The 24,640-nt window shown below is 65.2% G+C and carries 25 protein-coding genes and 1 tRNA gene; 11 read left to right on the top strand and 15 right to left on the bottom strand.

What is annotated here, in order from left to right; all coding sequences use genetic code 11:
• From B4400_RS03430 to B4400_RS03420, 3 genes are read left to right on the top strand one after another with little or no spacing between them, the layout of a single operon-like run.
• Positions 1-1,071: a ferredoxin--NADP reductase gene (locus B4400_RS03430; protein ID WP_078308375.1), complete on the top strand. Its 1,071-nt coding sequence runs from the start codon at positions 1-3 to the stop codon at positions 1,069-1,071.
• Positions 1,072-1,108: 37 nt separating this feature from the next.
• Positions 1,109-1,600 (top strand): hypothetical protein, encoded by a 492-nt coding sequence (locus B4400_RS03425; protein ID WP_078308378.1) that lies wholly within the window; start codon positions 1,109-1,111, stop codon positions 1,598-1,600.
• A gap of 20 nt (positions 1,601-1,620) precedes the next feature.
• Positions 1,621-2,433, top strand: a complete 813-nt coding sequence (locus tag B4400_RS03420; protein WP_078308380.1) for an RsiV family protein — start codon at positions 1,621-1,623, stop codon at positions 2,431-2,433.
• On the opposite strand, the gene B4400_RS03415 is transcribed toward B4400_RS03420, so the two are convergent.
• The gene (locus tag B4400_RS03415) at positions 2,434-3,456 is read right to left on the bottom strand and encodes an NAD(P)H-dependent glycerol-3-phosphate dehydrogenase (protein WP_078288610.1); all 1,023 of its coding nucleotides are present in this window, start codon (positions 3,454-3,456) and stop codon (positions 2,434-2,436) included.
• Positions 3,457-3,490: 34 nt separating this feature from the next.
• Between B4400_RS03415 and B4400_RS03410 the strand changes: the two genes are divergently transcribed.
• On the top strand, positions 3,491-4,555 hold the full coding sequence (locus B4400_RS03410; RefSeq protein WP_078308383.1) for a TIGR03617 family F420-dependent LLM class oxidoreductase: 1,065 nt from the start codon (positions 3,491-3,493) through the stop codon (positions 4,553-4,555).
• Between the two features lie 42 nt (positions 4,556-4,597).
• Here the strand turns inward: B4400_RS03410 and B4400_RS03405 are convergent, their stop codons facing one another.
• Positions 4,598-5,230, bottom strand: coding sequence for a LysE family translocator (locus tag B4400_RS03405; protein ID WP_078308386.1), 633 nt, complete (start codon positions 5,228-5,230; stop codon positions 4,598-4,600).
• A gap of 12 nt (positions 5,231-5,242) precedes the next feature.
• Positions 5,243-5,734 carry a YajQ family cyclic di-GMP-binding protein gene (locus B4400_RS03400; RefSeq protein ID WP_078288602.1) on the bottom strand — a complete coding sequence of 164 codons (492 nt, stop codon included), beginning with the start codon at positions 5,732-5,734 and terminating at the stop codon, positions 5,243-5,245.
• Between the two features lie 91 nt (positions 5,735-5,825).
• Here B4400_RS03400 and B4400_RS03395 point away from each other — a divergent pair.
• Positions 5,826-5,908, top strand: a tRNA-Tyr gene (locus tag B4400_RS03395).
• Positions 5,909-6,019: 111 nt separating this feature from the next.
• Here the strand turns inward: B4400_RS03395 and B4400_RS03390 are convergent.
• Genes B4400_RS03390 through B4400_RS03380 form a run of 3 tightly spaced genes read right to left on the bottom strand, consistent with a single transcriptional unit; the run spans position 6,020 to position 7,709 of the window.
• A complete protein-coding gene (locus B4400_RS03390) occupies positions 6,020-6,871 on the bottom strand; it encodes a metal-dependent hydrolase (protein WP_078308392.1) in 852 nt (283 codons plus the stop codon).
• On the bottom strand, positions 6,868-7,245 hold the full coding sequence (locus B4400_RS03385) for a 2TM domain-containing protein (RefSeq protein WP_078308395.1): 378 nt from the start codon (positions 7,243-7,245) through the stop codon (positions 6,868-6,870). The genes B4400_RS03390 and B4400_RS03385 overlap by 4 nt, the downstream gene beginning before the upstream one ends.
• Entirely contained in the window at positions 7,245-7,709 is a 465-nt protein-coding gene (locus tag B4400_RS03380; protein ID WP_078308398.1) for a PadR family transcriptional regulator, read from the bottom strand. The genes B4400_RS03385 and B4400_RS03380 overlap by 1 nt, the downstream gene beginning before the upstream one ends.
• 175 nt (positions 7,710-7,884) lie before the next feature.
• Here B4400_RS03380 and B4400_RS03375 point away from each other — a divergent pair, with 175 nt between their 5' ends.
• Entirely contained in the window at positions 7,885-8,133 is a 249-nt protein-coding gene (locus B4400_RS03375) for a hypothetical protein (RefSeq protein ID WP_078308401.1), read from the top strand.
• A 15-nt stretch (positions 8,134-8,148) separates the two neighbouring features.
• On the opposite strand, the gene B4400_RS03370 is transcribed toward B4400_RS03375, so the two are convergent.
• The 5 genes from B4400_RS03370 to B4400_RS03350 form a co-directional block, all read right to left on the bottom strand.
• Positions 8,149-8,391, bottom strand: coding sequence for a peptidase associated/transthyretin-like domain-containing protein (locus tag B4400_RS03370; protein WP_078297793.1), 243 nt, complete (start codon positions 8,389-8,391; stop codon positions 8,149-8,151).
• A 45-nt stretch (positions 8,392-8,436) separates the two neighbouring features.
• A complete protein-coding gene (locus tag B4400_RS03365) occupies positions 8,437-9,381 on the bottom strand; it encodes a trypsin-like serine peptidase (protein WP_078308404.1) in 945 nt (314 codons plus the stop codon).
• Positions 9,382-9,507: 126 nt separating this feature from the next.
• Complete coding sequence (locus B4400_RS03360; RefSeq protein WP_078308407.1) at positions 9,508-10,782, bottom strand: alpha/beta hydrolase family protein; 1,275 nt, start codon at positions 10,780-10,782, stop codon at positions 9,508-9,510.
• Positions 10,783-10,799: 17 nt separating this feature from the next.
• The gene (locus B4400_RS03355; protein ID WP_078308409.1) at positions 10,800-12,326 is read right to left on the bottom strand and encodes a S8 family peptidase; all 1,527 of its coding nucleotides are present in this window, start codon (positions 12,324-12,326) and stop codon (positions 10,800-10,802) included.
• 80 nt (positions 12,327-12,406) lie between these two features.
• Positions 12,407-14,212 (bottom strand): peroxidase family protein, encoded by a 1,806-nt coding sequence (locus B4400_RS03350; RefSeq protein WP_078308548.1) that lies wholly within the window; start codon positions 14,210-14,212, stop codon positions 12,407-12,409.
• 247 nt (positions 14,213-14,459) lie between these two features.
• Here B4400_RS03350 and B4400_RS03345 point away from each other — a divergent pair, with 247 nt between their 5' ends.
• Both B4400_RS03345 and B4400_RS03340 read left to right on the top strand, forming a co-directional pair.
• The gene (locus tag B4400_RS03345) at positions 14,460-15,584 is read left to right on the top strand and encodes a catalase family protein (protein ID WP_078308412.1); all 1,125 of its coding nucleotides are present in this window, start codon (positions 14,460-14,462) and stop codon (positions 15,582-15,584) included.
• 103 nt (positions 15,585-15,687) lie between these two features.
• On the top strand, positions 15,688-18,297 hold the full coding sequence (locus B4400_RS03340) for a LuxR C-terminal-related transcriptional regulator (protein WP_078308549.1): 2,610 nt from the start codon (positions 15,688-15,690) through the stop codon (positions 18,295-18,297).
• A gap of 26 nt (positions 18,298-18,323) precedes the next feature.
• On the opposite strand, the gene B4400_RS03335 is transcribed toward B4400_RS03340, so the two are convergent.
• Entirely contained in the window at positions 18,324-18,569 is a 246-nt protein-coding gene (locus B4400_RS03335; RefSeq protein ID WP_139359959.1) for a hypothetical protein, read from the bottom strand.
• Positions 18,570-18,845: 276 nt separating this feature from the next.
• Here B4400_RS03335 and B4400_RS03330 point away from each other — a divergent pair, with 276 nt between their 5' ends.
• Together B4400_RS03330 and B4400_RS03325 are read left to right on the top strand one after the other, a co-directional pair.
• A complete protein-coding gene (locus tag B4400_RS03330) occupies positions 18,846-20,126 on the top strand; it encodes a S8 family serine peptidase (protein WP_078308418.1) in 1,281 nt (426 codons plus the stop codon).
• Positions 20,123-20,347, top strand: coding sequence for a hypothetical protein (locus tag B4400_RS03325; RefSeq protein WP_078308421.1), 225 nt, complete (start codon positions 20,123-20,125; stop codon positions 20,345-20,347). The genes B4400_RS03330 and B4400_RS03325 overlap by 4 nt, the downstream gene beginning before the upstream one ends.
• A 56-nt stretch (positions 20,348-20,403) precedes the next feature.
• Here B4400_RS03325 and B4400_RS03320 read toward each other — a convergent pair whose 3' ends face one another.
• The 3 genes from B4400_RS03320 to B4400_RS03310 form a co-directional block, all read right to left on the bottom strand.
• On the bottom strand, positions 20,404-20,835 hold the full coding sequence (locus B4400_RS03320) for a hypothetical protein (protein WP_286141903.1): 432 nt from the start codon (positions 20,833-20,835) through the stop codon (positions 20,404-20,406).
• A gap of 152 nt (positions 20,836-20,987) precedes the next feature.
• The gene (locus B4400_RS03315) at positions 20,988-21,845 is read right to left on the bottom strand and encodes a universal stress protein (RefSeq protein ID WP_078308424.1); all 858 of its coding nucleotides are present in this window, start codon (positions 21,843-21,845) and stop codon (positions 20,988-20,990) included.
• Positions 21,846-21,854: 9 nt separating this feature from the next.
• Complete coding sequence (locus B4400_RS03310; protein ID WP_078308426.1) at positions 21,855-22,847, bottom strand: Acg family FMN-binding oxidoreductase; 993 nt, start codon at positions 22,845-22,847, stop codon at positions 21,855-21,857.
• Between the two features lie 173 nt (positions 22,848-23,020).
• Between B4400_RS03310 and B4400_RS03305 the strand changes: the two genes are divergently transcribed.
• The gene (locus B4400_RS03305; protein ID WP_078308429.1) at positions 23,021-24,580 is read left to right on the top strand and encodes a bifunctional aminoglycoside phosphotransferase/ATP-binding protein; all 1,560 of its coding nucleotides are present in this window, start codon (positions 23,021-23,023) and stop codon (positions 24,578-24,580) included.
• Positions 24,581-24,640: the final 60 nt, after the last annotated feature.

Here is a 24,640-nt window from a genome sequence, read left to right as displayed (position 1 = left end):
ATGACAGACACCGTCTCGCCCGATACACGTACAGTGACCGGAAACCCCCACGTTCACTCGTTGGAGGTCGTCGAAATCATCAGGGAGACAGGTGATGCGGTCTCGCTGGTGTTCGAAGTGCCGGATGCGCTCGCGCCTGCCTTCCGTTACCGGCCGGGCCAGTTCCTCACGCTGAAAATCCCGAGTGAGCAGACGGGCTCGGTGGCGCGCTGCTATTCGCTGTCCAGCTCGCCCCACCTCGATGACGACCTCGTCGTCACCGTCAAACGGACAGATGGCGGGTATGCGTCGAACTGGCTGTGCGACAAGGTCGTTGTCGGGGACCGCATCACCGTGCTCACCCCCTCCGGGGTCTTCGTGCCGCGCTCGCTGGACGGCGACTTCTTACTGATCGCGGCGGGCAGCGGTATCACCCCGATGCTGTCCATAGCCAAATCGGTTCTGCTCGGCGGCGCCGGAACGGTCTACCTCTTCTACGCGAACAGGGATGAGCGCAGCGTCATCTTCGGCGCCGAGATCGAAGAGATCATGGTGGAATTCCCGGACCGGCTGCGGGTGGTGCACTGGCTCGAGTCCGAACGCGGACTGCCTACCCGCGAAGCCATGGGCGAGCTGTTCGCCGCCTATCGGCGGTACAGCACGTACATCTGTGGTCCGGCACCCTTCATGGACGGCGCCCGTGCCGCGTTATCGGCCGTCGGGATGCCCGCCCACCACATTCACGTCGAGCTGTACCAGTCGCTGACCGGCGATCCGTTCGCCGACATTGTGGTGCCGCGGGCCGGTGACGGGGACGCCGCCGAGGCGAGCGTGGAACTCGACGGCACGCAGATCACCATCGAGTGGCCCAGGAACACTCCGCTGCTCGATGTGCTGCTGGCCCAGGGCATCGACGCGCCGTACTCGTGCCGCGAAGGCGCGTGCAGTGCCTGTGCCTGCACGGTGCGCCGCGGCGAGGTGCGGATGCTGCGTAACGACACCCTGGTCGACGCCGACCTCGCCATGGGGCTGACCCTGGCCTGCCAGGCCGTTCCAGTCACCGACAGCGTCGATATCGTCTTTGATCAGTAGACGCGAGATTGCGCGCGATCTTGGATATGGTCACGGGATGCGTACCCTGCCCATCCTTGGCGCTATGACCAGCGCGGTCGCCGCCGTCATGCTCGCGGGTATGGCGTCTGCCGACCCGGACACCCCGAATCCGCTTGACCCGTCCGGGCTTCCGAACGTCAACGGATTCACTGCGGTATCGCCGCTGGAATACAGCATCATGGCGGACACGGCCTACGGCTTCACCATCCCCGGCGGGATCTCCTGTCTGATCAAGCGCGCCGACGCCAGCTATGGCTGCAGTGGTCCACTGCCCGGGGCACCGAACGGGGCGAACCTCGTCAGCGGCAGTACGGCTCCCGGTTTCGCCAGCACCGATCGGCCGATCTACGGCATCGGCGGTGAATCCTTCAAGCCCTTGCCGCCAGGTCATCGCCTGAGTTACCGCGAGGTCAGCTGCGGCCTGGACGGCGCCGGCACGCTGACCTGTGTCAACAACCGCTGGCAGAACGGCTTCGTGGTCGGTCCGGGCGGCAGCTACACCACCTAGTGGCCCGTTAGATTGGTTCCATGCGTCTTGGGAGCCTGCTGATCGCCGCCGTGTGCGGCATCCTCCTCGTCGGTTGCGATCGGGGAGAAGCACCCAGAGACACGCCCACTCAAGCGTCCAGCAGCGCGTCAGACCCCGCCGCGACCACCCCGACCGTGACGGTCGATCCGGCTGCGGAGTCCGCGTGCCCCAAACACGGTGGTCGCTGGGATGCCACCCAGGGCTGCGTCATCGACGAGGTCACGCCGCAGGCCACGCAACATCTGCTCGTCCCCGTCCAGTGGGATTCGTCGTTCCCTGAGCTGCAGAAGGCGGTTGACGAGCTGGTGGCGGATATCCGCGCCAAATTCCGCACGTCCGTCGAGCGTGCGGGTGCCCCACCCGAAGGCAAGCAGTGGGCGCTCAACGTCACCTTCGACGCGTACCAGGGCAAGGGTGTGCACCCGTCCGATGGAGTCCGGTTCTCCATCAGTGAGTCGCTCGGCGGCTATCACCCGGGATTCGCGTTTCGCACCGTCACCTTCGACCGCATCACCAAACAGGCCATCACCCTGGGGTCGCTGCTGATCGATCTCGCGGCGGCGCTGCCCAAGATCTCTGCACTGGTCCGCAGCGATCTGCGCGCGCAACTCGGCGGTGTGGGCACCGAATTCGTCGATACCGGAACGGTTCCTGAGGCCGGAAACTTCAAGAACCTCTCCCTCGACGGCGACGCGCTGCTGTTCTCCTTCGAGCCCTATCAGGTGGCGGCATATGCCGAGGGGCCGATGCAGAGCCGGGTGGCGCTGTCCGAGCTGCGTGATGTGGTGAAGCCCGAGTACTTGCCGGCCTGATCAGAATCCGGTGCCGTGCACCTCGTGGCCGGGTGTCGCCGCCATGAGCCCGCGGTAGGCCTGCTCCACGGTGGAGCCGTGGTTGATCACCCCGTCAACCTCGCGGGCGATCGGCATGTGGATGCCGTACTCGTCGGCGAGCGTCATCACCACCGACGAGGCTTTCACGCCCTCGGCCACCTGGTTCATCGCCTGGATGATCTCGTCGATGGTCTTGCCCTTGCCGATCTCCTCACCGACGTGCCGGTTGCGGCTGCTGGGGCTGGTGCAGGTGACGATGAGGTCGCCCAGGCCCGCCAGGCCCGGGAACGTCTCGGGGTTACCGCCCATGGCCACACCGAGTTTGGTCATCTCCCGCAGGGCCCGCGCGATCACCATGGCGCGGGTGTTCTCGCCGATCCCGATCGCATAACCCATACCGCTCGCGATGGCGAAGACGTTCTTGAGCGCGCCCGCCATCTCCACACCCACCACGTCGTTGGTGCTGTACACGCGAAAACGTGAGGTGCGGAAGAGCTCTCCCAGACGCGCTGCCTGATGCTGATCGGGCATCGCGACAACACCGGCGGCCGCATACCCGCGGGCTACCTCTTTGGCGATGTTGGGCCCGGCCAGGATGCCCGCCGGGTGCCCGGGCAGCACTTCCTCGATGATCTGCGACATTCGCATCCGCGACCCCTGCTCGAGGCCCTTGACCAGCGAGACGATCGGCACCCACGGGCGCAGCGACTGCCCGATTTCGGTCAGCACTTCGCGAAAGCTGTGCGAGGGAACCCCCATGATCACCACGTCGGCCTGCTCGATGGCCTCGTGTAGGTCCGAGGTGGCGCGCAGGCTTTCGGTGAGCTCTACCTCGTCGGTGAGATATCGCGAATTACGGTGCCGTTCATTGATATCCGCCACGGTCTCCGGCGAGCGGGCCCACTGCAGGGTGGGGCTGCGACGCGCGACAATCGACGCCACAGTGGTGCCCCAGGATCCGCCCCCGAGGACGACGACTTGTGGTTCACGAAGTGCTGCCATGCCCGCCAGGGTATGGGCCCGGTGCGCCTCGAATATGGACTTCGGCAATATGAGTGTGGTGCTGATCGATGTAACGCTCACGACCGGGTTGACCGCCATGGCTGCCGACGCTGCCGAGGCCGAGGGTGCCGGGTACTCCGGTATCTGGACGTTCGAGGGAGCGCACGACCCATTCTTGCCGCTGTTGCTGGCCGCCGAGCACACGAAGGAGGTCACCCTGGGCACCTCGATCGCGGTCGCGTTCGCGCGAAATCCGATGCTGCTCGCCACTATTGGCTGGGACCTGCAGGCATATTCGAATGGGCGATTCATCCTGGGACTCGGCACGCAGATCAAACCCCACATCACCCGCCGGTTCGGCATGCCGTGGAGCAGTCCCGCAGCGAGAATGCGGGACATGGTGCTGGCCGTGCGCGCCATCTGGCAGTCGTGGCAGGAGCGTGGCCGCCTGGATTATCGCGGTGAGTTCTACCAGAACACCCTCATGACGCCGATGTTCATGCCCGATCCGGGTGAGGTGAGCGCCTTTGGCCCGCCACCTATCTGGCTGGCCGGTGTCGGTAGCGGGATGACCGAGGTGGCCGGCGAGGTCGCGGACGGATTCTTGTCGCACCCGTTCTGCACGCCCGATTACCTCGCGCAGGTCACCCTTCCGACGCTGGCGCGGGGCGCGGAGAAATCCGGAAAGACGCTCGCCGACATTCACATCCATCACTCGCCGATGATCATCATCGGGCGTGATGACGCCGAGCTGGCCAGCGCCCGCGCCGCGGTGCGCAAGCAGCTCGCCTTTTACGGGTCCACACCCGCCTACTGGCCGATCCTTGAATTGCACGGCCGCACAGAGGTGGGCCCGAAACTGAAAGAGCTGTCCAAACAAGGCGAATGGGATGCGATGACCAGCCTGATCGACGACGAGTTCGTCGACACTGCGGCCGTTACCGTGACCGACGTCGCGCAGGGCGCACGCGAGTTACAGTCCTGCTACGGGGATCTGGTGCACCGATTGGGTTTCAACACCCCGTACCGGCCCGACCGCGCGCTGCTGGCCGAGCTGCTGCGAGAGTGCTCCGCCGGTCGTCGAGACTCCGGTTCCTGACGCGTATCGCGGGTAGATCCGACGAAACGCGGCGTGTCGGCGTCAGCTGGAGCTCACCGCCACGCCGGCGCCCAGCCCGACGATCATGAATCCGCCCGTGGCCCCGACCGCCTCAAGACGCTTGGGGGAGCGTGCGAACCAGCTGCGTGCGGTGCCCGCCAGCACCGCCCACAGGCTGTCCGAGGCGAGCGCGATCAGCACGAAGATGGCGCCGAACACCGCGATTTGCACCGGCATCGACCCCGCCGCGGGGTCGGCGAACTGGGGGAGTACCGCCGCGAAGAACAGTGCGGTCTTGGGGTTCGTCATACCGACGACGAAGCCCTGCCGGAACACGCGTTGCGTACCGACCGCGGGATGCTGCGCGTTCAATGCGTTGATGAGCGACTTGCGGTTCCGGATCGCCTGTACGCCAAGGTAGATCAGGTAGGCGGCGCCGACGAGCTTCACCGCCGTCAGTGCCCAGGCGGAGGCGGCCAGGAGTGCGCCCAATCCCGCCGTGGTCAGCACCAGCGGCACCATCGTGCCGGCGGTGTTGCCGAGCACCGTGACCAGACCCGACTTGCGCCCCAGGCTCAGCGAGCGGCCGACTGCGAACAGCACGCTGGGCCCGGGGATCACGATGATGGCGTAGGCCGCGATCGCGAAACCGATCAGATGCGTTGGAGTGATCACCGGGCCATCGTCTTACCGGTAGTTGACGAACTGCAACGCAATATCGAGATCGGAGCCCTTCAACAGGGCCTGAACAGCCTGCAGGTCGTCGCGCTTCTTGCTCGACACCCGGATTTCCTCGCCCTGTACCTGCGACTTGACGCCCTTGGGGCCCTCGTCGCGAATGATCTTGTTGATCTTCTTGGCGTTCTCGGCGTCGATGCCCTGCTTGAGGGTTCCGGTGAGCCGGTAGGTCTTGCCGCTGGGGGCGGGGTCGCCCGCATCGAAGGCCTTCATGCTGATGTCCCGGCGGATGAGCTTCTCCTTGAAGACGTCGACGGCCGCCTTCAGGCGCTCCTCCGTGGAGCTCACCAGCTCGATGGCCTCGTCACCTTTCCAGGCGATAGTGGTGTCGGTCCCACGGAAGTCGAATCGGGTGGCCAGTTCCTTGGCCGCCTGGTTCAGCGCGTTGTCGACCTCCTGACGGTCGATCTTGCTCACGATGTCGAATGATGAATCCGCCATAACTGCTCCCTCTTTCTGGTCCTCGTATGTTCCGTATCCAGTCGGTTTGCGTTGGCCCGACCCTATCGTTGTATCCTGCATCGTCTGATAAGGCGGGTTGCCCGAGCGGCCAATGGGAGCGGACTGTAAATCCGTCGGCTTACGCCTACGCAGGTTCGAATCCTGCACCCGCCACAGCACTCAGGCCCCCTCTCGAGGGGGCCTGAGGTCGTTTTAGGGGGTTGGATCATCACCGGCCGGGCAGAATCCTCTGTGCGACTGCCCCAGCACGCAGGGCGGGTCCGCTCAGCGCAGATGGCCGGCCAGCTGTCCTTGCTCACCGAAGAGTTCGGTGTTCCAGCGTTCCACGAGGTCTGTGTTGTCGAACTCGTCCGGGTGGAAACCGGGGCGGTTGTAGGCCCTGACACGGTTAAGTACGTCCCGGGTGGCGAAGGGTGAATTCCGCAGCTCGCCAACACTTTTGGCTAACCTGACGGGGTTGTACGTCGCCCTGTCCGGAATCAGGGACATCAGGGTGTCGAGGACGGTCCCGCAGAGGAACACCGTGGTGATGAGCCGCATAGCCCACCTGCGCATCCGTTCGGTGCCCCCGACGGCGCGATAGACATCGAATGCGACGGCACGGTGTTCGGACTCCTCCAGCGCATGCCAGAGAAGCATCGAGCGGACCTCGCCCTCGCCCAGCAGATCCTGGGCGCGCTGATCGGTCAGCAGCGTCTCGGCGAGCGTCGCGGTGTAATGCTCCAGGGCCGCCGTCATGGCGAGGTTGAAGCGAGGCGGCAGGTATCGCGTGTAGAGATTCATCACGCGCATGGTCATCCGGTCGACGATGCGCGTCGGGTAGCCCATCTGCTGTAGCCGCTCGTTGAGCTCGCGGTGTTCGCGCCCGTGAGTCACCTCCTGGCCAATGAACCCGGCCACCTGCTTCTTCAGCACGGGATCGGTGATCTGGTCGGAGAAGTGTTTGACGGACCGGATGAAGTAGTCCTCCCCCTCGGGGAACACCGCGGAGAGCATCGCGATGACGTGGCTCATCACCAGGTCGCCTTGTACGTAGTGGCGATCCAGTGAACCGGTCGGATACTGGAATGTGATCCGCCTGGTCTTGATGGTCCTGGTGCTCTCGTCGGTGGTCATGGTGACTCCTGAGTGGGTGTTTCGTGAGTGGCTCGGTTAGTGCCCTCGGCAGGCCAGGACTCGAGGGCGGGCTCACCCTCGGCGTGACGCCAAATGGACCTGGCGACGACGTAATGGGCGATGAGGGCAATGCCCCAGCCCAGCAACGGATAGATGAACCAGGGGTACGCAGTCCCGTGGTCGAATTGCCAGGTGAGTGCCCAGATCGCGACCAGGAGGATCTGCACGGCCACATAGGTGGCGGCGTGGATCTGGAAGGCTGCTCGATTCACCTGCCCGATCCATGCCCGGCGTTTTCGCTCGAGCCTGTGCTGTTCCTCCTCGGCCCGGCGTTCGGCGCGTTCCACCGCTCGTTCAAAGGCATCACCGCTCACTACTTGGCTCCTCTCCTGCGGTCGTCAACTCGGGCAAGCCCTGTGATCTCGGTGGCGGCCCGATCGAGGATCGCCTCGACCGCGACCGGATCCACGCGCCCTGCGGACGGCATGACCCGCGCGGAGAACCGGGCGAGGATCTTCTCGAACGAATCCCCACGGCCGAACCGTGCGCCGGTGCGCAGTTCCACCGCCGCGAGCACATCGGCGCGGCCGGTCAGCGCTTGTTCGCCCTCTGCGGACGCCCGATACACAGTCCGGCCTTCGCGTGTCTGACCCGTCAGCAGGCCTTCCACGGCCAATGCCTCGACGGCGGGATACACCGTGCCGGGGGACGGTTGGTACCCGCCGGGCCCGAAGAGCCTCGACAGTTCGGACATCAGCTCGTAACCATGCATTGGGCGCTGCGCCAGCAGTGCCAGAAGCACGAGCGGCAGCTCGCCATGACGGAAGAAACGTGCCATATCAGAGCCCCCTCTCTTCTCCTACGAAAGTATTACGAAAGCTATATCGAAACTATTACGAAGTCAACGGATGGCAAGCAATCGGGCAGACGAAGCACTACAGGTGTCGTGGCTCATTTCCCCATGGGGCCTGTGCCGTCGTGAACAGGCGAGGAAATGGTGCGACCATGCCCGCATGGCGGAAGACGCGGCGGTAGCGCAGGCTCGGGTGCTGCTGCGGTCGCTGTATGAGCATGTGGACCACGTGTCCCAACAAATCGCCAAGACCGAACGGCAGATCTGCCGCACCGGCGATGTGATGCCGCGGCATCGTAAGCGCCTGCGGGTAATGCAGAAGGATCTTGATGAGGCGCATCGCCTCATCCGAGGCCTGCACGGCTGTTATCCGGCCGCGCGCGATATCCCGGGCCGGACGGCGCCCTGATCCGTGCCCATACGCCTAGCTGGCGGTCACCGTGAGTTGATCTTGTCCCTCGGCGATATGGGCCGTGGCGTGAAAGGTCTTCCCCGTGTGCGACACAAGAAATCGATAGTCGCCGGCCAGGGGGGCGGAGATCACTATCTCGCCCCAGTCGTCGGCGACCATCGCGATATCGTGGACCTCGCCGGGCGCCGCGGCGATGCTGATCACAGCACCGGCCATGGGACGCCCGGCGGGGTCACGGAATGAGATACCGACCACGTATCCTCCAGTGTCCGGATTTCTCGGGTTTCCTGAAATGCCTTGTCACATACCGTTACTCTTCCAGGTCGACATGTTGTTGAAGACGGCGCTGTTGATGCGGGTGGCCGAGTTGCCTGAGTTGGCGCCATTGGTGTGAACGCCGACGCCATAACGGTTTCCATTCTGCAGCACCCACACCGGTGAGCCGCTCTGCCCGCCCGTGGTGTCGATGTTGTAGGTGATGACGCGATCGGAGACCGCCTTGGCGCGTTGCGCCATGAACCACTGCTCACCGTTCTTCTCACCGGGATACCCGGATAGATTCAGCGCCGCGGCCTTCAGGAAGTCGTCGTTGCGGGTTGCGAAACCGAAGTAGCCCGTCTGATCGCCCGGTCGCGACGACGGCGGCAGGATGATCGCGCCGTAGTCGTTGTCGCGGTTCTGGTTCTGGGTCCACCCGGTAACACTGCGGAAGGCGGTACCCACATGGGTTCCGAACGGACGGACACCGGAATTGCGGCCGGGAATCACCTGGATCGAGCGCACCCATCCGCCATCGGCATGCATGTAGACGCAGTGTCCGGCGGTCATGACGGTGCGGGGTGCGATCAGCCATCCCGTCCCGACATAGGTGCGATTGTTGGCAGAGGTGATGATCAGGTGGCAGATAGCGCGCCACGGGAACGTCGTGGTGTTGCCGACCCGAACGCGATCGTCGGTACCGATGATGACTTCGGCGCTATTGGCCAACTCAGGATAACTACCCAGGATGGCGTCCAGCGGCGCGAGCTCGGACTCATCGGTGGCTAACCCGTCGACCGAACCCAGTTCACTGACTGCCGATTCACCCTGCGCTTGCGTTGCGGCGTTGGAGGTCTCGGTGTCGGCGTTACCCGCTTGCGCCGACGGTAACTCGTGTTCGGTGACAGCGGCTGCACCGGCGGCCCCTGATATTTCGTACTCGGTCTCGGATGGTTTGTGATTCGTTGACTTGACTGCGGTAGCCATGGGGGACTCCTTGCATAGTGCGTGAGGTTCGAGCTAGGACCTGCTCATCGTCTTCCGATGTGTGGGTCTGGTTCGCGCGTAGTCCGGTACTCGATCTCACAGTGCAGGAATGATTTTCGTGGTCAATCAGGTGGCGCGGGCGGCCGAGACGATTGCCCAGGCCACCTCGGGGTGCTGGATATCGCTATGGGCGCCGCTGAACTCGGACTGGCTGGCGTCGTCGATGACCTTGTTGGCATCGAGCCGGTAGAACTGCCCGCGCTGGAAGTCATAGGGCTTCCCGGGCTCGGACAGCTCAAGCGTGGTGGCGGAGGGATCCTGCTGGTATCCGTCGTGACCCATCGCCCCCCAGCGGAACCAAAGGTCCTGCCCGGCCTGACTGTCCTGCCGCGCAAGCATGCTGGCCGCCGGGTACCACCAGCCGACCGCGCGATCGGCAGACGAATACGTTGCGAGCAGCGGCCCGTCCACCCGCTCTTCGAGCCCGGCCAGGCCGCCGGGGCCACGGCCCGGGTCGAAGATCAGCTTGCGGTTGAAGGTGAAGTGCGAGAAGGCGCCCTGGATCAAGGTGAGCGACTTGACCGGGCTCGTTCCGGTCTTCGGCAGCCCCGCCAGCGCATAGGAGACCAGTCGCGCGCCGAAACTGTGCCCGATGAGGTGAATGCGGGGTGCGCCGCCAGGACCCGACAATGAGGCCAGTAGCGGGCCCAGGCCGCGTTCGCCGATGACTCCGGCCCGGTTCTTCATCTCGTAATAGCTCATCGTGCGCAGGATCTCGCGCGCTCCCGACCACAGCGCGGTGAATGGATTGCCCAGCCCCTGCGCGGCACTCGTGGACTTCGGTGCCATGGCCGCGGCTTGCCCGAACACCGCGAGGGGATCGCTGTCCACGATGCTCGACTCGCCGCTATCCTCTTCCGACTGCGGCTTGGTGGTGACCAGTCCGGAGGCCAATGCGTGGAACTCGATGAGCTTGGCGGGCTGCTGCGGTTTCTCGTCGAGCAGCTCGCCCATCGTCTTGAGCTGCTCGGCCTGGCCGGGGAAACGTGGAGCCAGCGCGGCGGCGAGCTGCGCACCCGTCGAAGGGACTGGAGGAGCGCTATCCGGATCGTCGTCGGGCAGTAACACGGACGGCCAGTTGATCCCCACGACAGCCACGCCGTCGGTGTGGCCGCCGAGCTGGTCGGCGATCAGCGAGAACATGGCGGTGTAGAGCTGGCGTGCTGAACTGACGCTGTTGTTCCAGCCGTGTGACATCACAAACAGATCGGTGATGCCCCCGGCGGCCACCGCCGCGGGCAGGCCGCCGTCACCGTCGCCAGTGGCGTCGTTCAGTGAGCCGTCGGCATTGAAATCTGGTTCGTAGTAAGGCAGTCCGCTAATCGTTACCGTCGTTGTCATGATGTCCTCGCCTTTCGCTACGTGTTGGATAGTGCGCGCATCAGGTCGACCAGCCCGGCGCCCTGGAAGAACTCGTGGCGTCCCAAGTCAACGGCCGACTTCAGGAAGATCTCCTTGACCTCCTGCGGTTTACCTACGAACTCCGTGCGGGCGGACAAGAACGCAGCGATCGCACCCGAGACGTGCGCGGCGGCCATCGAGGTCCCGCTGTCCTCGATGTAGTTGGCGGCTCCTTCGGTACCGTCGTCCTTCAACAGATCAATGCCCTCGGACATGAGACCGGTTGCCGCAGAGGTTATCCGCTCGCCGGGTGCCACCAGGTCGGGCTTGCGCCGACCGTCGAGAGTCGGCCCCTTGGAGGAGTCGAAGGTGACACCGCTGGTGTGGGGTCGATACCGGTGGACCGAACCGACGGTGATGGCGGTGGCGGCATTGCCGGGGTCGGTGATGGTGGACAGCTGCCCGTAGACATCGGCCGTCGTTCCGAGAATGGCAGCACCCACACCGGCTGCGGCGGTGCCGGCACCCAGGTTTCCCGCGCTCACGACGCACACCACCCCGGTGCCGGTGAGCAGATCGAGTTCGCGGCACAGCGGACTTTGACCTGCCGCGTAATCCCTGGGCATCCAGCCGCATCCCAGAGACAGATTCACGCCGTGGATCTGTAGGTCGTTGCCGTAGCTGTTGATCTCACGTACGTAGTTGAGGGCATCGATGAGCACGCTCGACAGCGTCTTGCCGTCGTCATCGAGAACTTTGAGGCTTACCAGATTGGCGTGCGGCGCCACCCCGGACAGACGCGACCCCTGTGCCAGCACTCGCGGAACCCATTCGGGCAGTCCCTCGGCGGTTGGTTGGGTGGATGCGATCCGGATGAGTTTCGGGTCGGTGGGTGATTCGCCCGCGATGATGCCGGCCACATGGGTGCCATGTCCGTACACGTCCACGAGTGGGCCCTTCGACGCTTCCGGAGAAAGCGTGAAGTCCTTGTGCAGGGGCCGCACGGAGTCTGCGGTGAGGGTGCCGTTGGCGGCGAAATGCGGGTGCTCGGCATCGATTCCCGAATCCAGCACCGCCCAGACGACCCCGGTGCCGCCGGAGCCATAGGTACGGATCGCCGCATCTGCCTTGATCGTCGTGAGCGACCGATCCAGGTGCGCCTCGACCACCAGATCGGGCCACACGCGCCGAATCAGCTGCAGTGCTTGTTGCGCGCTTTTGGCGCTCGAGGACTTGGCGCCGCCACGGACCAGGCGCTGGATCTCGTCGGGGGTGAGCATGCACCGCACATAGTGGCGGCCGACGGGTGTCGGCGCGGGCGGCTCGTCGCGCAGCACCCGGTGGAACATGTGCAGGAATTGGTCGCGTACGTCGTCGGGGTCGATGCCGGCGCCGACGAGAAGCTCGATCAGCACCATCCTGCGGTCGTCATTGTCGGTGACCAATGCCTTGGCCTCGCCCGGAGGCGCCGTCTGCGGATCGGCGAGCACCATCGGACTGATGACCGACGGCCGCTTGGGGCCACGCGGCACGGGGCTAGTCACCGCGCACCGCTGGCATGAATCCAGTGGGGCTCATCTGACGATTGTGGACCCAAAGGCCCTTGCCGGTCATGAGTATTCGACTACTCGGCTGGCCCGCTGGCCCATGCGGGCGCCCACGGTGCAAAGGGATTGGCGACACCGGTCAGCGCGGGCTCCAGGGATGGGAAGTGCCGGAGCAGGACCGAGCGCATCGAGTTATCCCTGACCCACGCAAAGCCTTCCGTGGTGTAGATCTCGGGCCGGAAGTCGGATGTGAAGAACCTGTCGCTCTCCAACCGTCGGGACGCCATCAGCACGAATATCCGGAAAGCAGTGTCGCTGAACCCAAATCCCTTCGGTTTGGGCTCTGCGTACAGACCGACCATCAGGTCCACCCGCTCCACGTCGCCATAGATCGCGGCGAGTTCCCTAGCCACCACCGGGTCATCGGTGAGTTCGGCGAAGGAAGACACCGGCAGCAGCCGCAACATCCGACGGAACTGGTTGTAGCGGGGGACGCCGCGTTCACGGACCCGAAGCACGTCGATGGCCGCGAGGTCCAGAATCGATCCGTCCGGTCGCTCCAGACGCTGCAGATGACGGGGGAAGTTATGCAGGGTCAGTGCGCCCGGATTGGCACGGCCGAACGAATAGAAGATGTTCTCTATCGAGGTTTCACTGAACCGGGTCCGGACGTGCTGGACGGCCAGATCGGGCAGTTCCTGCTCGGCGATCACGGAGTCGTCGGATGCCGACCGGAGCACGAAATGATCGGGGATGAGCGGGTGCATCCGGTACACCGCGACAAACTCTTCGGTTAGCGAATAAGGCACGTGATGCAGACTCGTCGGTGAGCCGGGAATGCCGCGCAGCAGCGCGTTATGGGGGCGACGGCGAAACAGCTTGCTCAAGCGCTCACCAAGAATGCCGGACCAGTTTGTGTGCATCGCGAACACTGTGGTGGGGTGCCCAATAATCGCGGGGGTCCAGTCGATCGTGTGGATCTTCGCCATGAGTGCGGTGTTGACCAGGCGAGCCTTGTCGTACAGCTCTTGATCGGACATGTCGGGGTGGCTGGCGGCCAGGTGCGCGCAGATCGCATTGTGTTCCCGCATGAACAGCGAATGCAGGATGGCCAGACCAACCCAGAAGTTGGCGGTTGTCTCCGATGCGCTGGCGAGCTCTTCGACATCGGCCGGCGGCAGACCGAGCGGGTCCAGCCGCAGCGTGCCCCGGGTCCCGGAGCGCAGTGCATCAGCGATGTCGCGGGTGCCGCCATAGACCTGCGATCCGTCCCACCAGTGGGTGTCCTGGGTGACGAATGTCGGGGGACCTGATGCGTCGGGGCAGGGATCGGGGGCGGTGCGACGTATCTGCATGGGGCGCTGCGGCCACGGATCGTCCTCATCGAGCGGCAAGGCCCAGGGCTCGGACTCGGCGGTGTTGTGGCTGAACCAGTCGTGCACCTCGAACTGGATCCACGCCGCGGCCAGCACGTTGAGCGTCGTCGCCGGAATGAACTGGTCACGGGTCAGCAGTCTGCGACTGATCAGCCGGGGATTCGGGTCCAGGAGTTGCCCGGCAGGTTCGGGGAAGGTCTGTGCCGGTGGAGCGTTGCGCCCGAATCGACTTCCCACCGAACCCATGAGCGGGTGGTCGAGGTTGTTGTAGGTGCCATCCAATGTCCGGGCGGTGCGGTAGCCGGCATTCTCAGGCGGCGAACAACCGCCCGGAGCCCGTCCCGTGTCGAACAGATTGTCGGCCCGTAATGCGTTGCGTAGCCCGATGAGTACTGCGATACCGATCGCGGGCGGCAGCCTGGACCATCCGACCGACCGATCGATTCGTGTCGCGAGCCACGACGCCAGAGCGGCGGCCGAACTGGCGGGTCTGTCCTTTTTCGGCATACCGATAATGCTGACAAATCCGGTGGCATGGAACGTGAGTATTGAACTACTCGATCCCATGAAATTCGGATTTCCGAGCGCAGCGGGAATACCTCGTCATTTCACCTGCATCGGCCCCGGCAGCGGCGCAGGATTGAGTAGTCGTGTACTCGTGCGCGCGCCGCCGGCTTTCACGACACTGACCAAGTCACCGTGTCCGACGGATATCGACAGTCTCGGACCACTAATACGGGAGGACTGGAGCGCGATGGGCACAACGGAGCGACCACTCGACGCGACGCATACCTACCTTCGGTACCACGAGGACATGAGTGTGGCCCCGCCCGGCGAGGAGGAGGTCATCGACAAGATCATCAAGGTGTTGCACACCAACAACGAACGGGCCTTCCGGAAGTACCGGCATGCCGTCCGCGATGCACACGCAAAGAGTCACGGCATCTTGCGCGGCGAGCTGACGGTTTATCCGGACCTACCGCCGCACCTACGCCAGGGCATGTTCGCGACTCCTGGTAGATACCCGGTCATCTCGAGGTTGTCTACGACCTCTGGTCTACTGCGCAGCGACCGGATCCGGGGCGTGCGGGGCCTGGGTATCAAGGTCCTGGGCGTCGAGGGTGCCCGTACTCTTCCGGATGACGAGGCCACCACCCAGGATTTCGTCCTGGTCACCCATCGCGAGTTCCTCTTCGCGGGCGCCAAGGCATATCTTCGGCGGGGAATGCCGACGGCATGGTTGCTAGCGCGCCTGCCGGACACCGCGCTCAGGCTGGGTAGCAACCTTCTCGGTGGTGTGGCGAAATTTCTTCCACGCGTGGGACTCTCACTACCGGAATCGGTGGCTGTGTTCGTGCGTCCCAACACGCATATCCTTGGCGACACCTTCTACTCCTCGGCGCCGCTACGGTACGGAGAGTACGTGGCCAAGCTCAGCTACGTTCCCCTGTCACAGTCGGTGCGGGACCTTGAGGGGGTGCTCCTGCCGGAGCCTATCGCCGACGACGAGCTCCGTCATTTGGTCGCAGAGTTCTTCCGGCACAACAGCGCTGAGTACGAACTGAGGGCGCAGTTGTGCACCGATGCCAAGACCATGCCACTCGAGGACGCCACCGTCGCGTGGCCTGAGGCGGACTCACCACACCGGGCAATCGCCAAAATCGTCTTCCCCGTGCAAGATTCATACAGCGCCGAACGGCAGGTATTTGGCGACGATGTGCTGTCCTTCAACTCCTGGCGCGCCCTGGCGGCGCATCGCCCACTGGGATCGATCAATCGGCTGAAACTCCGAGTCTACGAGGCATCCAGCAACTTTCGGCATGAGAAGAACGGGGTGTCGCGGATGGAGCCGGCCGGGGTCGAGGATCTGCCGGACTGAGATGGTTGCGATGACACCTACGATCACCAAACCCGCCGCGCGGGAGAAGTCGTCCGGCGGACTGGCCCACGCAAATCGGTATCGCGATCTAGACTCAGTTTCCATGTCGGGGAGCTGGCAGTTGCTCGACCGCCCAACTGAATTCGAGGCCGTCCGCTCAACGCTGGCGGACGATGTGTCGTGTGGGGTGGTGTTGGTCGGCTCCGCCGGAGTCGGCAAGACGACCCTCGCGCGTACGGTTACCGACTCGTTGGAATGCCAGGTTCGCTGGGTGGCGTGCACCGAGTCGTCGCGCAGCATTCCGCTGGGGGTGTTCGCCCATTGGATACAGACCACCGGGTCGCGTGATCCGGCCGCCCTTATTGCGGCAGCGCGGGAATCCATTGTCGCAACGCCACATCCGATTATCGGAATCGATGACGCTCATCTGCTGGACGACCTCTCCGCGACATTGCTGCATCAGATCGCCGTCGGCCACGCGTGCCGGTTGGTGGCCACCGTGCGTAGCGGCGAGCCCGTTCCGGACGCGGTCACCGCATTGTGGAAAGACGACTACTTGCGCCGGTTCGAGCTCGAGGCGTTCACCAAGGAGCAGAGCGTCGCCCTCGTCGAGTCGGTGCTCGGCGGAGCGCTCGAAGGGCTCAGCGCGGACGTGATGTGGGAGTCATCCGGTGGCAATCCGCTGTTCCTTCGGCATCTGGTGGAAGGGGCTGTCGAGGCCGGATCCCTCACCGCTGTCCACGGGGTGTGGCAGCTGCGCGGTAACACGGTGGTTCCGTCGGGGTTGGCCGCACTCCTCGGAGATCGCCTCGAACAGCTGGATGGCGACGTGCTCAACGTGCTGAAACTGCTGTCCTTGTGCGAACCGCTTGATCTCGACACATTGTGCGAGATCGCCGGCGGCGACGCCCTGGATGGCGCGGAGATCACCGGCTTTGTCCGTGTCGAGGCCGACGGCCGGCGGATCAATGTGCGGTTCAGCCATCCGATGTTGGGCGAGGTGGTCCGGCGCAGAGTGGGAACCGCATCGGCCCGACGTCTGCGCGGCCAGCTCGTGCGGGCGCTCCGGGAGCGCGATATCGGCTCGGCCGCCAAGCGCATCCGGCTGGCGCAGCTATCGGTCGACAGCGACGAGGCCACCGACCCGGCCCTCTTGGTCTCCGCCGCGAAAGACGCCGTGTACCTGTCCAACCTGCCGGTCGGGGAGCACCTGGCGCGGTGCGCGGTGGAACGCGACGGCGGACTGCGTGCGGCCGAGGTGCTCTCCCGGGCTCTGCTGTGGCAGGGCCGGCCCGAGGAAGCCGAGCAGGCGCTCGCCGAGTTTGATCCGGACCAGCTCGACGAGCTCTCGCTGGTCCTGTGGGGCCTTCCACTCGTGTCCATCGCGTTCTGGTCGATGGGCGACGTCCAGCGTGCGCACGAGCTGATGGCTCTGCTCCGTGAACGGGTACAGCATCCCGCCCTGAAACTGGTCGTCGATGCGACGGGGGCGGCGCTGGCTGTGCACGAGAATCAGTTCGACGAGGGGCTGGCCGCCGCGACCCTGGTGCTGTCGGATCCGGAGGCGCCCCGGCAGGCCGTGGAATTCGCGGCATTCGGTATCGGGCTGGCGCTGCCCGTCGCCGGACGCGGTGACGAGTTCGAGCCGATCGCGGCGAGGTGCCGCGCTCAGAAACGGTCCACCGACGGCATGATCGCGGTGATGGTGCGCTACTGCGACGTGCTGGCGCTCGTCTACACCGGGCAGCTCCGGCTGGCCGACCGCCGTGTTACTGAGTACACCGAATTCTCCTCTGCCGGACAGTTTCTCGCATGGGCGATTGCGCGCATCATGGCCGGGCTGGTCGCTGTGCACCGCGGCGCCTTCCCGACGGCGATATCGTCGATCGAGCAGGCTCTGGCCGCGCTCAATGCCGAGAGGCCGCTGCCGTGGCAGTTGCCCGCGCGGCTTCTGCTCGCCCGCGCTTACGCAGCACTCGGGAAGGTCGACGATGCTGAGCGCGTGTTGACCGAGTCGGGGGAACACTCGGGGCAGTTCGTCGCGTTGCACGACCCCCAGCTGTTGATCGCGAAATCATGGCTCGCCGCAGCGCGTGGTGCGGATCGGTCGGCGGTAGACGCCGCCCGGCGCGCGGCCGATGCCGCACACACGGCCGGTCAGTATGCGGTGGAGGCCGAGGCCTTGCACCATGCGGCACGGTTCGGTGACCGGACTGTGGGGCGCCGCCTCGAATCACTGGTACCGCGGGTTCATGGCCCGTTGGTGGGGCTGTACGCCCGGCACGCGGTCGCGGTCGGCACATCGGACGCCGCGGCACTGGACGCGGTGAGTGGCGAGTTCGAGAACGCCGGCCTGCTGCTCTCGGCGGCCGATGCCGCGGCACAAGCGGTGGCGTTGCGCGGGCGCGATGGGGATAGAAGCAAGTGCGCGGAGTCTGCCGCGCGTGCACTGCGGATCGCAGGCCAATGCGGTGGCGCGGCCACACCCGCGATTCGGGCCGCCGCCCGACCACTGCCGGTCACGGCACGTGAGCGTGAAATCGCGGCGCTCATCGGTGAGGGGCTGTGCAACCGCGAGATCGCTGAGCGTCTCACGCTGTCGGTGCGGACCATCGAGGGTCACATCTACCGTGCGTGCATCAAACTCGATGTCGCAGACCGTGATCAACTTGCCAAGATTGTGTGGAGCGATCTGGCCAACCCTCAGGAATAGACATATCGCGCGCGATCGGCCGCGCGTCAATCTTCCGCGGTGCCTTCTGATGCCGGTCGCTGAAGAACGGTGCGCTCATGCACCAAGTAGCCGGATGCCACGGAGAAGAGGACGGTGATGGCCGATCCGACGTCTCCGGGTATCTCGACATTGAACTTGCCGAGAACGAAGACCAGGACAACCGAGATCGCGCCGGCGGTGCCGCTGGCCGCGACCTTGGTCGTGGGTGCGTGTGACGGCTGCCGGACTGCCTGTCGTTCAAGCGTTGTCATGATTCGCTCCTTTTGGTTATAGGTCTTCTCGAACCGTAGATCCGGCGGGCGGACACCCACACGAGTAGCGGGCTACTTCGTTCGTGGGCGGCGATGACGTGCCGACTTTGGGATCGGACCGGGCTCGCGCCCACTGCTGTCAATGCAGGTAGTGGACCACTCGTTCGAAATCGCACGGCGCTGCCGACTATTGCTGGTAGCCGAGCTAGTGCGTCTGTATCCCGTTGGGCGTCTGCGGCTTCCCATCATGTACGTCACGAAAGGACGGACCTAGAAATGACTAACACCGACTCGCAGATTTACACCGGAAGGCACGTGGTGGTACTCGCTCCGGCGAAGGCACGCGGAAACCATGCCAACACCCTTGCCGGCGTCGCGGGGTTTTCGAATATCGCCCACAGCAGTGATTTTCAGAACCAGGCAATGGATATCAGCGCTGTCGTCGACGCCGACGCGACAGTGTTCGACGAGCTGGGGCTGGCGGTCGTCGACTCCGACGCCGAACAGACCGTGGCACTTCAGGCCGCCGCTGAGGCAGGCGACGTGGTGTTGTCCGTGGAACCGGAGCTGATCCATCATGCGCTGACGGTCACGTCTCCCGAGTACCTCAGCGGATACCAGCACGGTGTCTCCGACCTCTTCGCCCGCCTACAGGCCGACACCGCGATACCGGCCGCCGCTGAGCTCGCCGCTGCCTTTGCGGATACCGACGCGTCGACATGGGGTCTGCAGGCGACGAGGACGGATACGAGTTCAAAGACCGGCCGCGGCGTTCGGGTGGCGGTGTTGGACACCGGTTTCGACCCCGCACATCCGGACTTCAAGAAGCGTCACGTGACCATGCAATCGTTTATCGACGGAGAGACCGCCGATGATGGACACGGACACGGCACGCACTGCATCGGAACCTCCTGCGGGCCGCGTTCCCCGCGCGGAAGCCGCCGTTATGGGGCGGCCACCGAGGCCGAGATCTTTGTGGGCAAGGTGTTGAGCAACGCCGGGTCGGGCGCCGATGGCGGCATACTTGCCGGTATCAACTGGGCAGTGGCCAACAACTGCGCCGTCATCTCGATGTCATTGGGCGCCAATGTCGACAAGACATCTCTTGCCTACGAGACGGTGGGACAGCGAGCACTCGATCGCGGATCGCTGATCATCGCTGCGGCGGGAAACAACGCGAACCGACGGGTCGGAAACTACGGCTTTGTCGGAGTGCCCGCGAACAGCCGCTCGATCATGGCCATCGCCGCGGTGGATTCGTCGTTGAGGCCGGGCTGGTTCTCGGCGCGCTCGAGCACCAAGACGAAAGCCGCCGGCCGTATCGACCTTGCCGGACCGGGTGTCGATGTCTACTCGTCGTGGCCGATGCCGAAGCGCTACAACACGATCAGCGGCACCAGCATGGCCACACCCCATGTGTCGGGTATCGCGGCATTGTGGTGCGAGGCCACCGGGCTCACCGGCAGGCAGTTGTGGGCGGTGCTGTTGCAACACGCGGTGCCGCTCAACGTTCCGGCCGTCGACGTCGGCTCCGGGCTTGTGCAGGCCCCACAGTGACGGGACAGCGGGTCACCGTGACGGTCGACGAGCGTGATTTCGACGGCACGGTGGCGGCGTTGCGGGCCGCCGGCATGGCGGGTATGCAGGTACACCGCGAGATCGGCGTGGTGTCCGGCGATATCGCGAATGCCGCTGAACTGGTGGATATTCCCGGGGTCATGGTCGTGGAGCCGGAGGGGCGAACGCATATCGCGCCGCCCAACGCGGGTATCCAATAGCGGCACGAGAGGGAAGGGGGCTGTGCGGCGCCGCACAGCCCCCTTCGTGGTCGGTACTAACCGGCTAGCCTGCGCGTGTGCAGAGCCCCGATGCCGCCACGGGTGACACGGTGGATTGCTGCCCGGCGCTGACTGCCGATCGACACCGGAATGGGGCGGGGGCCGACGGGCTGCGGGCGAACCTCGGGGGATTCCAGGTAGGTGGCCGCGACACCGGGGAGTGCCCGCAGGTGCTCGGCGAGCCGATCGAATTCGGGCCCGGCGGGTGCGGTGACGACGAAGATGGATCGAAGCTCGGGTGGTACGCCCGCCGCGTTGGCGTGGAGGGGCGCGACGGTGTGCCCGGCGACTCGAACAGCCTCGAAAATCGGTGTAGCTGAATTTATTCCACCCGGCTGCTCACGAAGGTCGTGAGCAGGACCGGCCTCGACCAGGATGAGCAGGTTGACGTCCGGCGAGACGCTGTGTGGGGCAGTTCGCGTAATCATTTCTACTCCTCCCGGCAAGGGCCGTGCAGTTCGGTTTCGTTGTGCCAAAGCGATACACAGAATCCTGACCTGACGCGGTCTCGATGACGCGAGTAGCGAGGTACCCCAAACGGGGCGTGGTGCGCGCAGTGGGCCGCACGCGGAGGTGTGGCCTATAGCAGCCGTTGCCGCGCGGCAATAAGTACCGAACAGTGCGTCCTGCCCAGAACGCCGCACCCATGGGGGCCGACCAATTCCCGCACATGCGCCGCGTCGCCGGCCCCGACGATGACCAGCTGCACGGAATGCCCGTGACGCTCCAGGTAATCCAGCGTGCCGCCCACCGGATCGAGGGCGCGGACGTCCAGGTCGGGATGCCGGGCTCGCAGCGGTGCCAGGCGTCGCTCCAGCAGGACGGCCGACACCTGACGGTCCTCACGCGCCAGGGTGGCGACCCGGTGCCCGGCCGCGCTCTGCACGCGGTGGCGCAGCAGGACTCGCATCGGCGCTCCGCGCAGCCTTGCCTCGTGCGCGGCCAGCTCCAGCGAGGCTACGGACTCGTGGGACTCGTCGACCTCCACGACTACCGCCGGTGTCGCACCCGGGGGTGGCTGTCCGTCACGGATCACCGCGACCGGGCAGTGCACCGATCGGAGAACTTCAGCAGCGGTGGACCCGACCTTCCGGGTGTCGGAGCCGCTGATGCCTGTCGCACCCACGCAGAGCATGAGGGCACCGCGCGAGGAGTCCAGGAGCACGTCTGCCACCCGGCCATGCCGGATGTCGACCAGGACCTTCACCGGCTTTCGTGTCGCACTAATCTCGCGGAAGGCATGCCCTACGGCGGCCCCGGCGGGACTTGGCTCGTTGTTGAACTCGGGGAACCGCGGCGCGGGCACCACGTGGACCAAGCGCAGTGGCACCTCACGGTGCAGCGCCTCATCGACCGCCCACAACGCGGCCCGCACGGCAGACCGCGAGCCGTCAATACCGACCACCACCGCGGGTTCGGGAATGCGGATATCGCTCATGGCCGTGCCCTAGCCGCGAATCTCGAGCACGTCGGCAAGCGACCGGCGCGGTGTCGGGGGCGGAACGCGGCCGAATGTGGGAGCCAGGCCCACCCGGATCAATGCCTGTGGGTGCGCGCGCCCGATGGCGGCGCCGACTGCCTCGCGACTCGCCGTCAACTCCAGCATGTGGGTGATGGTGCAGGTTGCCATCCCCGCCAGCGTCGCTTCCAGCAGCACCTCGGACAGCAGTTCGCCGCAGCGCAACAGATGCTTGGGGGTGTCTCGGGCCGTGGACAGCGCCAGCACCTTGGCCTGGTCCTCCTGTGGGCCAGATCGCGAGGCCCGTTCCGAGACGACGGGAAAGGTGCGGCCGATGTCAACGCGATCGCTCTCGCCGGCCGACACCAGCGCACTGCGGGGGATACCTTCCTGCAGCGTGAACGACGCGGTCCACCAATCGAGCTCGGTGTGGTAGGCCGAATCGTAGATACGTAGGGCGTCACTGAGCGCCGACGCGTCGGCCAATCTCGGCCGCATCGCGTCGTCGACAACGTCCAGAATCACCGCCCTATCGGCGATCACCGAGTTGAGCATCCGCGCGAACTGTGACCAGTTGGGCGGTAACCCGAAGGGCAGGCGGTCGGTGCGCCGCTGCAAGATAGCGTCCGCGCGTCGCCGATCACCCACGACCACAACGTTTCTGGGCGAGAAGGTGATGGTCGCGAGATGATCGGGGTTATCGGGGTCGGGGATCCGTTCCACGCGGGCCGTCCATCCGGCCGAGGCCATCGCGACCCGGAAATGATCCAGCGCTGCGCCGCAGCTGATGATCGCCTCGCGGCCCGCGCCGTCGGTTCGGCGAACGCACCGCGAGCGGTCCAGGTGCAAGTGCAGATCGCCAGCCCCAGAGCCCAAGTCGACAACCCAGCGCCACGGCTGAGTGTTGTGTAAAGACGGCGCGCGGCAGGCAAGTTGGATCGCGGTCTGGACGACGTCGATGTGAACCATGGTCTTGGGCATATCGGCTCCGCTCGGCTGGTGGTGATATCGACTCTTGGTGACGAACTCCGGCGTGGACAGGGCACTTGGTCACCGGTGCTCGGCCCGAAGTACCTGACGTACCGAAGTGCGACGGGCTCGGCGAGCCCATCGCGGGAAGAATTGGTGACTTCCGGCCCACAGATCGAGGGCCCATGGCCGGATATCCGGGTGGAGCACGCGGCCACGATGAACTCATGCGCGCATCACGATCGCCAGTCAGTCCCACCTCCGTCGGTGCGGAGATCCGCGAAACCCACACGGGAATCGTCATTTTGGTGGGAGGCCGGGCATACAAGCTCAAGAAGCCCGTCACCACCAACTTCCTCGACTTCAGCACTCCGGAACTTCGTGAAAGGGCTTGTGCCCGCGAAGTCGCACTCAACAGCCGCATCTCGCACGACAGCTACATCGGCGTCTCGCATCTCGCCGATCCCGACGGTGGGCCAGGTGAGCCGATCGTGGTGATGCGGCGTTATCCGGATTCTGCGCGGCTGTCGGCGATGGCCAAGAGTGGCCGGGTGACCAAGGCGCATCTGGACGCGATCGCAGAGGTACTGGCGGCGTTCCACAAACGGGCCGATCGCAGCCCGTCGATTGACGAGGCCGGGGCGCTCGATGCCGTTGTCGACCGGTGGGAGGACACCCTGGCGTCCCTGGAGCGGTACGCGGGGACGGTGCTCGCGGCGGACGACGTGCGGCTGATCCGGACACTCGCGACGCAGTTCATTTCGGGTCGGGCGGTGCTGTTCGCCCAGCGTGTGGCGGATAAGAGGCTCATCGACGGGCACGGAGATCTGCTGGCCAGCGACATCTTCTGCCTGCCCAACGGGCCGGTGCTGCTGGACTGCCTGGAATTCGATGATCGCCTGCGGCACGTGGACGGCCTCGACGACGCGGCGTTCCTGGCCATGGATCTGGAGTTCCTGGGGCGGCGAGATCTCGGCGACTACTTCATGAATCGGTACGTGGAGCTGTCTGCGGATCCCGCGCCGGAACCGCTGCGGCACTTCTACGTCGCCTATCGGGCGCTGGTTCGGGCCAAGGTGGACTGCATACGGTTCACTCAGGGGCAGCGCTCGGCCTCGGCCCGGGCCACCAAGCATCTCGCGATGGCCCTGAACCACCTGGGGGCCGCGACAGTGAGACTGGTGCTGGTCGGCGGCGGACCGGGCACCGGTAAGAGCACGTTGGCCCGCCGGATATCGGAAGACATTGGTGCTCAAATACTTTCAACGGATGAAGTGCGTCATCAGCTGCATCGATTGGGTGTGATATCCGGGGGGAAGGGGGTGCTCGATGCTGGGCTGTATTCGCCGGAGAACGTTGGTGCCGTGTACGACGCCGTACTCCGGAGAGCGCGGCTGTGCTTGGCAGGCGGCCACACCGTCATCCTGGACGGCACATGGCGAAACCCTCGGCACCGGCTGCGTGCGCATCAGCTGGCCTATGAGGCGGGCGCGCCGATGGTGGAGTTTCTGTGCATGGCGCCACTGGTCACCGCACAACATCGGGTCGCCACTCGCTATGACGGGATGTCGGATGCCGCCGGCGATATCGCGGCCGCGTTGGGTGCCGAATTCGCCGGATTGGACAATGGGTGGGGCGAGGCGCATGTCATCGATACGCGTCTGCCGCTGGATCGATCGACCGCCGAGGCCGAGGAATTGTGCCGGCAGGCGCTATACGCTCCGGTGCCGTGTCACCCCCGGTAGAGCCGGTTCTTCGAGCTCGACACGCTCGACTCCGTCGGCGGCCAGTATCGCGATCGTCCG

Origin of the sequence: Mycobacterium sp. D16Q13, assembly GCF_002013375.1 — a bacterium.
In the GTDB taxonomy this organism is placed as follows: domain Bacteria; phylum Actinomycetota; class Actinomycetes; order Mycobacteriales; family Mycobacteriaceae; genus Mycobacterium.
The sequence above is the reverse complement of the archived record's forward strand: the minus strand, read 5'-3'. Positions and strand labels throughout refer to the sequence as shown.